Annotated in this window: 8 protein-coding genes; 3 read left to right on the top strand and 5 right to left on the bottom strand. The window is 65.4% G+C overall.

What is annotated here, in order from left to right; translation table 11 throughout:
* Positions 1-20: 20 nt before the first annotated feature.
* The 5 genes from ACEN9F_RS06730 to ACEN9F_RS06750 form a co-directional block, all read right to left on the bottom strand.
* Entirely contained in the window at positions 21-1,796 is a 1,776-nt protein-coding gene (locus tag ACEN9F_RS06730; protein WP_413419088.1) for an IlvD/Edd family dehydratase, read from the bottom strand.
* A complete protein-coding gene (locus ACEN9F_RS06735) occupies positions 1,793-2,677 on the bottom strand; it encodes an SMP-30/gluconolactonase/LRE family protein (protein WP_413419090.1) in 885 nt (294 codons plus the stop codon). Before ACEN9F_RS06735 ends, ACEN9F_RS06730 begins: the two co-directional genes overlap by 4 nt.
* Positions 2,674-3,441: an SDR family NAD(P)-dependent oxidoreductase gene (locus ACEN9F_RS06740; protein ID WP_413426990.1), complete on the bottom strand. Its 768-nt coding sequence runs from the start codon at positions 3,439-3,441 to the stop codon at positions 2,674-2,676. The genes ACEN9F_RS06735 and ACEN9F_RS06740 overlap by 4 nt, the downstream gene beginning before the upstream one ends.
* A gap of 73 nt (positions 3,442-3,514) precedes the next feature.
* Positions 3,515-4,708 (bottom strand): fumarylacetoacetate hydrolase family protein, encoded by a 1,194-nt coding sequence (locus ACEN9F_RS06745; RefSeq protein WP_413419092.1) that lies wholly within the window; start codon positions 4,706-4,708, stop codon positions 3,515-3,517.
* Between the two features lie 36 nt (positions 4,709-4,744).
* Positions 4,745-6,118 (bottom strand): enolase C-terminal domain-like protein, encoded by a 1,374-nt coding sequence (locus tag ACEN9F_RS06750; protein ID WP_413419094.1) that lies wholly within the window; start codon positions 6,116-6,118, stop codon positions 4,745-4,747.
* A 342-nt stretch (positions 6,119-6,460) separates the two neighbouring features.
* Here ACEN9F_RS06750 and ACEN9F_RS06755 point away from each other — a divergent pair, with 342 nt between their 5' ends.
* Genes ACEN9F_RS06755 through ACEN9F_RS06765 form a run of 3 tightly spaced genes read left to right on the top strand, consistent with a single transcriptional unit; the run spans position 6,461 to position 11,951 of the window.
* Positions 6,461-7,465: an SGNH/GDSL hydrolase family protein gene (locus ACEN9F_RS06755; RefSeq protein ID WP_413419096.1), complete on the top strand. Its 1,005-nt coding sequence runs from the start codon at positions 6,461-6,463 to the stop codon at positions 7,463-7,465.
* Entirely contained in the window at positions 7,462-9,078 is a 1,617-nt protein-coding gene (locus tag ACEN9F_RS06760; protein ID WP_413419098.1) for a glycoside hydrolase family 43 protein, read from the top strand. The genes ACEN9F_RS06755 and ACEN9F_RS06760 overlap by 4 nt, the downstream gene beginning before the upstream one ends.
* Positions 9,079-9,113: 35 nt before the next feature.
* Positions 9,114-11,951: a glycosyl hydrolase 115 family protein gene (locus ACEN9F_RS06765; RefSeq protein WP_413419100.1), complete on the top strand. Its 2,838-nt coding sequence runs from the start codon at positions 9,114-9,116 to the stop codon at positions 11,949-11,951.
* The last annotated feature ends 4 nt before the right edge of the window (positions 11,952-11,955 follow it).

The raw sequence follows: 11,955 nt of genomic DNA on the forward strand, positions 1-11,955 counted from the left end.
TTTTTATTCTTGGACCAGGGTCAGTGATTGTGCCGCGCCAGCGTATGCCCCACTCCGCGATACTCAACGGCCAGCTCCATGCAGGCCCCCGTTTCCATCTGGCCGACGGTGGAGCGGTACAGCTCCTGCCATGGCGTCTGGCTCGGCGGGAAGGCCGGAATACCCTGCGCCTTGCGGGCGGCCAGCTCGTCGTCGGCGACCAGCATGTCGCAGGTGCCGGCGTTGAGGTCGACGCGTACGATGTCGCCGGTGCGGATGTAGGCCAGGCCGCCGCCCACCGCGCTCTCGGGCGAGGCGTTCAGGATCGACGGGCTGTCCGAGGTGCCGGATTGGCGGCCGTCGCCCAGCGTCGGCAGGTTCGTGATGCCGCGCTTGATCAGCGCATCGGGCGGTTGCATGTTGACCACCTCGGCCGAGCCGGGCCAGCCCACCGGGCCGGCGCCGCGGATCACCAGGATGCTGTCCTCGTCGATATTCAGCGATGGGTCGTTGATGCGGTCGTGGTAGTCGCCGGAACCCTCGAACACCACGGCGCGGCATTCGAAGATATTCTCGGCGCCAGGCTTGCTCAGGTAGCGCGCGCGGAAGGCCGGCGAGATCACGCTGGTCTTCATGATGGCGAAGTCGAACAGGTTGCCCTTGAGGACGAAGAAGCCGGCATCTTCCTTCAGCGGCGCGTTGAACGGATAGATCACTTCGCGGTCGTTGGTCTCGCGGTCCTTCAGGTTCTCGCTCATGGTGGCGCCGGTGACGGTCATCCGGTTCGAGCGCAAGCGGCCCTGCTGTTCCAGCTCCCACATCACGGCGGGCACGCCGCCGGCGCGGTGGAAACGCTCGCCGAGGAATTTGCCGGATGGCTGCATGTTCAGCAGCAGCGGCACCTTGTGGCCGTATTCCATCCAGTCGCTGGACTTCAGTTCGACGCCGGCATGGCGCGCCATCGCCACGATATGCTGCTGGGCGTTGGTGGAACCGCCGATGGCGGCGTTGACCACGATCGCATCGAGGAAGGCGTCGCGCGTCAGCACGGCCGACGGACGCAGGTCCTGGTGCGCCATCTCGACGATGCGCTTGCCGGTTTCATAGGCCATCTGGCCGCGCTCGCGGTACGGCGCCGGGATCGCCGAGCAGCCGGTCAGCGACATGCCCAGCGCTTCGGCGATGGCGTTCATGGTCGATGCGGTACCCATCGTGTTGCAGTGCCCCGCCGACGGCGCCGAGGCGGCGGCGATCTGCAGGAACTTCTCTTCGTTGATGGCGCCGGCGGCCAGCTGCCTGCGGCCCTTCCAGATGGCGGCGCCCGAGCCTACCAGCTCGCCGTCCAGCCAGCCATCCAGCATCGGTCCGCCGGACAGCACGATGGCCGGGATGTCGATGGTGGCGGCGGCCATCAGCTGCGATGGCGTGGTCTTGTCGCAACCGGTGGTCAGCACCACGGCGTCGATCGGATAGCCGTGCAGGATCTCGACCAGGCCCATATAGGCCAGGTTGCGGTCGATGGCGGCGGTCGGACGGCGGCAGTTCTCGAAGATCGGGTGCAGCGGGAATTCCATGGCGATGCCGCCGGCGTCGCGGATACCGTCGCGTACGCGCTTGGCCAGTTCCAGGTGGATGCGGTTGCACGGGCTGATGTCGCTGCCCGATTGCGCGATGCCGATGATGGGACGGCCGGAACGCAGTTCCTCCGGCGTGATCCCGTAGTTCATGAAGCGCTCCAGATACAGCGCGGTCATGTCAATGTGGTCTGGGTTATCGAACCAGTCCTGCGAGCGGAAGCGGCGCGGTTGAGTGGTCATAATGCCTGTCCTGGTGAATAGTGATGTTGCAGTTGTCCCGGCGACGCCACGCGGAAGCTGAACAAGCCTCCCGCCAGCGGTTGCCGGCTGAGTTCTTCGTCGGTCAGGCCCTTGCGGGCCGTGGTCACGAACACGGTGCGCAGGTCGGCGCCGCCGAATGCGACCTTGGTGATATTCGAACACGGCATCGGGATGGAGTCCAGCAGTTCTCCGGACGCCGCATAGCGGTCGATGCGGGCGCCGCCGAACATGGCGACCCACAGCGCGCCGTCGGCGTCCACCGCCGTGCCGTCCGGGTAGCCGTCGCCCTCGGTGCGGAGGAAGACGCGCTTGTTGGACAGGTTGCCCTTTTCATCAAGATCGTAGGTGTACAGCGTCTTTTCCAGCGTGTCCGTGTGGTAGAAGGTACGGCCGTCGGGGCTGGTGCACGGACCGTTGGTGATCACGTAGCCGCTGTCCTTGCGCAGCAGGCGGGAATCGCCGCACAGGCGGTACAGCGAACCGCTGTGCGCCACCTCGGCATTGTCCATCGATCCGAACCACAGGCAGCCGTGGCGGTCGACGTGGCCGTCGTTCATGCGGTTGCCCGGCAGGTCCGACTCCAGCTCCTGCATGGTGGTCAGCGCGCCGGTCTCGAACGAGAAGCGCGACAGGCGCCCCGGCAGGCCGCAGATAAAGTCGCCGCCGGCCACCGGCAGCGCGAATCCCACTTCGTCCGGCAGCGTCCAGCTTTGGCGGCGGCTGCCGTCCTCCGCACAGCGGTGGATGTTACGCAGCTTGATGTCGACGAAGTACAGAGCCTTGTCTTCGGCATGCCAGACAGGCCCCTCGCCCAGGGTCGCGCCCAGCGACCATATGCATTCAGGCTGATACAGGTTCATGCACCATACCATCCGGCGTCTACGAAGTAATCGCGGCCCGAGCAGCGGCCCGCATTGTCAGAGGACAGGAACAGCGCCATCGCGGCGATGTCTTCCGGTTCGACGCGCTCGTGCAGGCACTGCGCGTTCAGGATCTCCTGCTCGCCTTCCGGCGTATGCCACAACGCCATCTGGCGCGGTGTGCGTACCGAACCCGGGATCACGCAGTTGACGCGGATGCCGTCGACGCCCAGGTCGCGCGCCAGGCCGCGCGTCATGCCTTCGATGGCCGCCTTGGCGGTCACGTACAGCGTCAGGTTGCCCAGCGCGAGGTGCCACGAGATCGAACCGAAATTCAGGATCACGCCGCCGCCGGCCTTCTTCATGCCCGGCGCAACGGCCTGGGCACAGAAGAACTGGTGGCGCAGGTTGACGGCCAGGCTGTCGTCCCAGTACTTCGGCGTGACATCCTGGACGTTGTGGCGATGGTCGTTGGCCGCGTTGTTGATCAGGATCTCCACCGCGCCGTGATCGCTTTCGATCTGCGCGAACACCTTCGCCAGCGCATCGAGGTCGGTCAGGTCGCAATGGAAGTACTTCGGCGGATACTTGGCGCCGCTCAGGCTCTCGGCCAGCTCGCGCGAGGCCTCCGCGACGATGTCGATGAAGAATACCTGCGCACCCTGTTTGACGAAAGCGTCCACGATGGCGGCGCCGATGCCGGTACCGCCGCCCGTGATCAGCACGCGCTTTTCAGCCAGGCTTGGATAGGTGGCGTAAACCATGGGTTTCTTCTCGCCGGCCGTTGCTTGCACCATCTTGTTGTCCTTTAGTTGGTTCGTTGTCATATATGTGATATCAGCCCAGCAAACCGCGCTGCGCCAGGTTGCGATACAGTGCACGCACGCCGAAAGTCCACGGCGTGATGGCATCGCTCAGTTGTACGTGATTGACCAGCGCGCCCAGCGACGGGCTGCTGATGGTGACGCGGTCGCCCAGCTTGTGGGTGAAGCCGGCGCCCGGCGCGCCCCGGTCCTTGATCGGCGAGAACATGGTGCCGAGGAAAAGCATGAAGCCGTCCGGGTATTGGTGATGCGGGCCGCAGGTCTGCGACACCAGGTCCAGCGGGTCGCGGCTGATTTCACGCATGAAGCTTGCGCCTTCGAGGCGGAAGTCGTCGTCCGCGCCTTCGATCAGCATGCGCAGCTCGGCGCTGCGCACGGTGTCGATGGTGAAGCGGCCGTCGAACACGCGGATGAACGGACCGATGCCGCAGGAAGCGTTGTTGTCCTTGGCCTTGCCCAGCAGGAGCGCGCTGCGGCCTTCGATGTCGCGCAGGTTGACGTCGTTGCCCAGCGTGGCGCCGACCGTTTCAGCGCGGCTGTTCACAGCCAGGACGATCTCCGGCTCAGGGTTGTTCCACTTCGATTCAGGATGCAGGCCGACGTCCGCGCCGAAACCGACCGCCGACATCGGCTGCGATTTGGAGAACACTTCGGCGTACGGGCCGATACCCACTTCCATATACTGCGACCAGGCCCCGCGTTCGATGAACTGCTGCTTGAGTTTTTCCGCTTCCGGGGAGCCCGGCTTGATGGACGACAGGTCGGCGCCGATATCCTTCAGCAGCGCGGCGCGCAGTTCGTCGGCGCGGCTGGCGTCGCCGCCGGCCTGCTCTTCGATCACGCGCTCCAGCAGGCTGACCGCGAAGGTCACGCCGCAAGCCTTGATGGCTTGCACATCGCAAGGCGCCAGCAGGTGCGGTGCCTGTGCGTCCGCGTTGCCGTTCAATGCGTTCTCAATCAGCGCTTCGACGCGGCCCAGCGATTCGCCCGGCGCCGAACGCGCAAAGGCTGCGACGTCATTCTGGTCCAGCAGGTCGGCCATGGTGCCTGCCTGGGCGGTGATGTCGAATACTTCGCCGTTGCGCACAACGACCACGCAAGGACCGTTGATGTCGCCGGCACGCCATACGCGGCCTACCAGCAGGGAGTCATTCAAGTCGGACGGCAGATGCGCCGCAGTTGGCGCGTGCTTCAGATTATTGCTCACGGTTTTTCCTTTGTCTCATGAGGCCAGGGGTACGGGTCAGCGTCCCAGGCTCGGTTTTTTCGGGGAATACGTCCAACCAGGTACTAAGTAGCGCATCGCCATCGCGTCGTCGCGCGCCGTGGTGGCGACTTTCTTATACAGTTCGTGTGCAGCTGCGATGCGGTCCATGTCCGGCTCGATGCCCAGGCCCGGTTTCTTCGGCACCCGCACTTCGCCGCCGACGATCTGCAGCGGCTCGCGCGTCAGGCGCTCCTGGCCTTCCTGCCAGATCCAGTGGGTGTCGATGGCGGTGATCTTGCCCGGCGCGGCGGCGGCGGCGTGGGTGAACATGGCCAGCGAGACGTCGAAGTGGTTGTTCGAGTGCGAACCCCAGGTCAGGCCCCAATCATCGCACAACTGCGCCAGCCGCACGGAACCCTGCATGGTCCAGAAATGCGGGTCGGCCAGCGGGATGTCGACCGCGCCCAGCAGGTGCGAATGGGCCATCTGGCGCCAGTCGGTGGCGATCATGTTGGTGGCGGTCTGGATGCCGGTGGCGCGGCGGAACTCGGCCATGATCTCGCGGCCGGAATAGCCGTTTTCAGGACCGCAAGGGTCTTCGGCATACGCCAATATGTGACCCTGGCCTCGGCAAAGGTCGATCGCCTCGCGCAGCGACCATGCGCCGTTCGGATCCAGCGTCACGCGCGAGTCGGGGAAGCGGGCCTTGATGCCGGCGATGGCTTCCATTTCTTCGGCGCCGTGCATCACGCCGCCCTTCAGCTTGAAATCGCGGAAACCGTATTTGGCGACGGTGGCTTCGGCCTGCGCCACGATGGCGGCCGGCGTCATCGCCTCCTGGTTGCGCTGGTGGTACCAGTCGGATGCGCCCTCGCCCGTCAGGTATGGCAGGTCGGTGCGGGTGCGGTCGCCGATGTAGAACAGATAGGCCAGCATCGGCACGCTGTCGCGCTGCTGTCCGGCGCCGAGCAGTTCGCACACCGGCACGTCCAGGTGCTGGCCCAGCAGGTCGAGCAGCGCCGCTTCCACGGCGGTGACCACATTCTCCAGGCGCAGGTTGATTTCGTGCGGCTGCTTCAGCACTTCCGCCTCGGCGGCGGAGGTGACCTGATACTGCTGGCCGCTGACGTCTTTGTTGGCGATCGCCGCGCGGATACCGTTCAAGGTGCGGTTATAGCGGCCGATCGGCGTGCCCACCACCAGCGGCACGGCGTTCTCCAGCGCGCGCAGGATGCCTGCGCCGCCGGGTACCTCGCCCATGCCGGTATGGCCCGCGCTATCCTTCAGCAGCACCAGATTGCGCGTGAAGTAAGGCGCATGCGCGCCGCACAGGTTGAGCAGCATGCTATCGTGGCCCGCCACCGGAATGACGCGCATCTCAGTAACGACCGGCCCTGCGGATTCCGGCATTTTTGTTGCATGTACCATCTCTTTACCCTAAAATGAATAGCGCTAACATTTCATGAGTGTGAAGGATTTATGCGATCAAGTCAACACGCGTTGTGCACCTGTTTTAAGGTTCTGCTGGCAGCCTGCATATTCAATGCCGCCGCTGCGGAAACGACCAACAGTTTGCAATCGAACCACCACTGGGTGGCCTCTTGGGGTGCGGCGCAACAATTACCCGAGCCTGCGAACGAACTGGCGGCCGAATATTGGCGCGATGCGAGCCTGCGCCAGGTCGTCCATCTCACTCTGGGCGGCAAGCGATTCAGGGTCCGCATCAGCAATGCATATGGCACTGCACCATTATTGCTCGAAGGAGCCAGCGTCGCGCTGGCCCAGGCGCCCGGCAAGGCCGACGTCGACGCCCCTACCCTGCGCCCGCTGACCTTCGACGGCCGCACCACAGTCATGATCCCGGCGGGTGCCGAATACTATAGCGATACCGTGTCGATGGAGCTGAAACCGGCCGCCGACCTGGCCGTGTCGCTCTATTTCAAGGGCGAGCCGGCGCGCCAGACCGGCCATCCCGGCGCGCGCACCAACAGCTTCCTCGCCCAAGGCAACCGCGTCATGGATGCGGTATGGACCGAACCGGGCAAGGTCACGCGCTGGTATGCGCTGAGCGACGTCGAGGTGCAGGCGCCGCGCGGCGCCGGCGCGATGGTGGCCGTGGGCGATTCGATCACCGACGGCTACGGTGTGACCACCGACGGCAACAACCGCTGGACCGACGTACTGGCGGCACGCCTGCGGCAGAATGGACAGGCGCTAGGCGTCGTCAACGCCGGCATCGGCGGCGGACGCATGCTGCGCGATGGCCTGGGCACCAACCTGGCTGCACGTTTCGACCGCGACGTGCTGTCGCGCGCCGGCATCACCCATGCGCTGGTGCTGATCGGCGTGAACGACTTTGGCAGCCAGCACCGCAACACGCCGGACCTGCCGGCCGACCGCCAGCAACTGCTGGCGGACCTGAAAATGGCGCACCGCCAGCTGGCCGAACGCGCGCACGCTCACGGCATCTGCATGATCGGCGCGACCGTCACGCCGTACGCGGGCAGCGAGTACTATCATCCCGAACCGGAAAACGAGGCGGACCGCCAGGAGCTCAACGAATGGATACGCCATTCCGGCGTGTTCGACGCGGTGGCCGACTTCGACGCCGCGCTGCGCGACCCGGCCCAGCCTCAGCGCCTGAGCAAGGCCTACGACTCGGGCGACGGCCTGCATCCATCGCTGGCCGGCTATCGCGCCATCGCCGAGGCGGTGCCGCTGGCCGCCTTGCGCCGCCAGTGCGGGAGCGCCAAATGACGGCCGCCCGCGCATTGGCGGTCCGTACCGGCATGGCCGCGCTGATGGCCGCCGTGTCGCTGGCGCCCGTCGCGCATGCCGCGCCGCCGGCCACCTACAGCAATCCGATACTAAGCGGTTTCCACGCCGACCCGAGCGTTTGCCGCGTCGGCGGCGACTACTACCTGGCGACCAGCAGCTTCGAGTACTTCCCCGGCGTGCCTATCTATCATAGCAAGGACCTGGTCCACTGGCGCCAGATCGGCCACGCGCTGACGCGCGCCAGCCAATTGCCGATGGCGCACACCCGCAGCTCGCAAGGCATCTACGCCCCTACCCTGCGCTGCCACGACGGCGTGTTCTACATGGTCACGACCAATATGGAGGGCGGCGGCGCCTTCTACGTGCATACAAAAGATCCCGCGGGCCAGTGGTCCGAACCGGTATGGCTGAACGACCAGACCTGGGGCATGGATCCATCGCTGTTCTTCGACGATGACGGCAAGGTGTATTACACGCGCCACGGCGGCGGCGAGCACGGTGGCGTATATCAGGCGCAAATCGACCTCAAGGCCGGCAAGCTGCTCGAGCAGCCGCGCCTGATCTGGTCCGGCACCGGCGGCGTCTGGCCGGAAGGCCCGCACCTGTACAAGGAGAACGGCTGGTACTACCTGATGATCTCCGAAGGCGGCACGTCCTACAACCACAGCCTGACGATGGCCCGTTCGGCCTCGCCATCGGGTCCCTTCATCGCCAACCCCGCCAATCCGATATTGACGCATCGCGGCCATCCCGACCTGCCGCTGCAGGCGACCGGCCACGGCGACCTGGTGCAAACGCCGGACGGAAAATGGTGGATGACGCTGCTCGGCATCCGTCCGCAGGCGAACCGCCACCACCTGGGCCGCGAAACGCTGCTCACGCCGGTCGCATGGAACGACCAGGGCTGGCTGACCGTGAACAACGGCAAGCCGCTGGCGTTGGAGATGCCGACCGAAGGCTTGCCGCCCGCCGCGCCATGGCCCACCGAACCGGTACGCGACGAATTCAGCGCGCCGGCACTCGGCCTGCAGTGGTCGCAGCTGCGCGGTCCCGGCGACGGCCTGTGGTCGCTGAGCGAGCGGCCTGGCTTCCTGCGCCTCAAAGGCAGCAGCGTCACCATGAACGACGTCGCACAACCGGCTTTCATCGCGCGCCGCCAGGAGCATATGCGCATGCGCGCGGCCACACAGGTCGAGTTCCAGCCGACGGCGGCCGCGCAAGCCGCCGGCCTGGTGCTGCGCCAGAATGAAAACAACTACTACGAACTGCGCATCACCGGCTCCCGGCGGCAACGGCGGCTGGAGCTGGTGGCGCGCGCCGGCGGCGTGACATCGCTGCAGGCCAGCGCCGTGCTGGCGGCCGGCCCCGTCACGCTGCAAGTCGAGTCCCATGCCAACCGCTATGAATTCAGCTACAGCAGCGGCGGCGCACCGGCCAAGCTGCTCGGCACCGTACCCACAGCACCGCTGACATCAGAATCGGCGGGCGGATTTACCGGCGTCTTCATCGGCATGTATGCCGAAGGCGCCAACCACAAAGCCATGCCGGTCGCCGACTTTGCATGGTTCGACTACCAGCCACTGGAAAAATAAAACACATGAGACATCGCTATCTTGCAGCGGGAGCCATGCTACTGGCCCTGCTATCGCAGGCCATGCCCGCACAGGCACTGGGCCAGAAAAAACTCGCTTACTTCGATCATCCGCCCGCCGGCGCGGTGGCGCTGGCCCAGAACGGCCGCGCCGCCAGGCTGTACGTCGATCCGTCCGACTATCCGGGCGTGATCCGCGCGGCCGGCGACCTGCAGGCCGATATCGCCCGCGTCAGCGCGGCGCAGCCGGTGCTGGCCAAGGGCGGCAAGCCGGCCGGCGCCGACATCGTCATCATCGGCACCATCGGCAAGAGCGCCCTGATCGACCAGCTTATCAAGTCGGGCGCGCTGGACGTCTCGTCCATCAAGGGCAAATGGGAAGGCTGGCATGTGCAGACGCTGGCCAAGCCGCTGCCCGGCGTCGAGCGCGCACTGGTGATCGCCGGCAGCGACAAGCGCGGCACTATCTTCGGTATCTACGAGATGTCCGAGCAGATCGGCGTCTCGCCGTGGAACTGGTGGGCCGATGTACCGGCGGAGAAGCACGCCAGCGTCTACGCATCCGCCGCAGCCGCCGTCAGCGACGCGCCCAAGGTGCAGTACCGCGGCATCTTCCTCAATGACGAAGCGCCCGCGCTGACCAACTGGGTCAAGCAGCGCTACGGCGATTTCAATCACAAGTTCTACGAAAAAGTATTTGAGCTGATACTGCGCATGCGCGGCAACTACCTGTGGCCGGCCATGTGGGGCGAAGCCTTCTACGACGACGATAAGCTGAACGGCAAGACCGCCGATGAATACGGCGTCGTCATCGGCACCTCGCACCACGAGCCGATGATGCGCGCGCACGACGAATGGCGCCGCTATGGCGACGGCAAGCCTTGGGACTACAACCGCAGCGCCGAAGCGCTGCGCGACTTCTGGACGCAAGGCCTGCGCACTTCGCAGGGCTACGAGAAGATGATCACGCTGGGCATGCGCGGCGATGGCGACGAGCCGATGTCGCGCGATTCCAACGTCTCGCTGCTGGAGCGCATCGTCGCCGACCAGCGCGGCATCATCGCCAAGGAAATCAATCCTGATGTCACCAAGGTGCCGCAGGCCTGGGCGCTGTACAAGGAAGTCCAGGACTACTACGAAAAAGGCATGCGCGTACCGGACGACGTGATGCTGCTGTGGTGCGACGACAACTGGGGCAATATCCGCCGCCTGCCGACGCCCGAGGAACGCAAGCGCGCCGGCGGCGCCGGCGTGTACTACCACTTCGACTATGTCGGCGGTCCGCGCTCGTACAAGTGGCTCAACGTCACGCCGCTGCCGAAAGTCTGGGAGCAGATGAACCTGGCCAAGGAGTACAAGGCCGACCGTATGTGGATCGTCAACGTCGGCGACCTGAAGCCGATGGAAGTGCCGATCGAGTTCTTCCTGACCTACGCCTGGAACCCGGACGCATGGCCGGCACAACGCCTGCCGGACTACCTGAAGCTGTGGGCGGCGCGCGAGTTCGGCCCCGAGCATGCCGACGATATCGCCGACATCGTCGGCAAGTACGCCAAGTACAACGGCCGCCGCAAGCCGGAGCAGCTGGAACCCGACACCTACAGCCTGGTGAACTACAACGAGGCCGCACGCATCGTCGACGAGTACAAGGCCATCACGGCGCGCGCGGAGAAAATATCCGCCGCGCTGCCGGCCGCCAAGCGCGACGCCTTTTTCCAGCTGGTGCTGTACCCGGTCAAGGCCAGCGCGGTGGTCAACGAGTTGTATGTCACCGCCGGCATGAACCGCCTGTATGGCTACCAGGGCCGCGCATCCACCAACGACCTGGCGGCGCGCACCCGCGCCCTGTTCGCGCAGGATGCGGAGCTGGTACGCCGCTACCACGAGGACACCAGCGGCGGCAAATGGAATCACATGATGTCACAGACGCACCTCGGCTACACCTATTGGAACCAGCCGCCGCGCAACGTCATGCCGCCGGTGACCGAGATGCAGGTTCCGAAAGCCGCCGATATGGGCGTCGCGGTCGAAGGCAGCGATCAGGTATGGCCGGGTCCCAACGGCAATACACTGGCCTTACCGGTGCTGGACGTGTTTGAGAAACGCGCCCGCTTCATCGATATCTTCAACCGCGGCCAGCAGCCGTTCGACTACACGGTAACCGCCAGCGAGCCGTGGATCACGCTGGACAAGCCCAAGGGCAAGGTGCAACGCGAGCAGCGCGTGATCGTCAATGCCCGCTGGGCCGACGTTCCGGACGGCGCCGACCATGCGACGCTGACCGTCTCCGGCCCGAACAACAGCAAGACCACGCTCAAGGTCCCGTTGCGCAAGCCTGCCGGCAATGCGGCGCTGACCGGATTCATCGAGACCGAGGGCATGGTCGCGATGGAAGCGGAACACTATACGCGCGCCGTGGCTGCCGATGGCCGCACATGGCTGAACATTCCCGACCACGGCCGCACGCTGTCCGGCATGACGTCATTGCCGGTCGATGCGCCGGCCGACGAGAAGCCGCGCATGCGCCTGGAATACGAGATGAACCTGTTCAGCGCAGGCAAGGTTGAAGTGCAGGCCACGCTGGCGCCGACACAGAAGTTCAAGCCGGGCGAAGGCCTGCGCTATGCCGTATCGTTCGACGACGAAACGCCGCAGATCGTCAACATCCACGCCGACGCCACCGAGAAGGCTTGGGAGCGCACCGTATCCGACGGCGCCACGGTGCTGACCTCGAAGCACAGCATCGCTGCGGCGGGCAAGCACACGCTCAAGTTCTGGGTGGTGGATTCGGGACTGGTGCTGCAAAAGCTGGTGGTGAATGCCGGCGGCCAGCGCAGCAGCTATCTGGGGCCGCCGGAGAGCCCGCGCCAATAAGGCG

Source organism: Duganella sp. CT11-25 (genome assembly GCF_047302815.1).
GTDB lineage: Bacteria > Pseudomonadota > Gammaproteobacteria > Burkholderiales > Burkholderiaceae_D > Rugamonas.

What these genes read in the sequence shown, in the direction of transcription:
- ACEN9F_RS06740 (WP_413426990.1), bottom strand. Translation starts at nt 3,441, where the DNA reads ATGGTTTACGCCACCTATCCAAGCCTGGCTGAAAAGCGCGTGCTGATC.
- ACEN9F_RS06730 (WP_413419088.1), bottom strand. Translation starts at nt 1,796, where the DNA reads ATGACCACTCAACCGCGCCGCTTCCGCTCGCAGGACTGGTTCGATAAC.
- ACEN9F_RS06765 (WP_413419100.1), top strand. Translation starts at nt 9,114, where the DNA reads ATGCTACTGGCCCTGCTATCGCAGGCCATGCCCGCACAGGCACTGGGC.
- ACEN9F_RS06750 (WP_413419094.1), bottom strand. Translation starts at nt 6,118, where the DNA reads ATGCCGGAATCCGCAGGGCCGGTCGTTACTGAGATGCGCGTCATTCCG.
- ACEN9F_RS06735 (WP_413419090.1), bottom strand. Translation starts at nt 2,677, where the DNA reads ATGAACCTGTATCAGCCTGAATGCATATGGTCGCTGGGCGCGACCCTG.
- ACEN9F_RS06760 (WP_413419098.1), top strand. Translation starts at nt 7,462, where the DNA reads ATGACGGCCGCCCGCGCATTGGCGGTCCGTACCGGCATGGCCGCGCTG.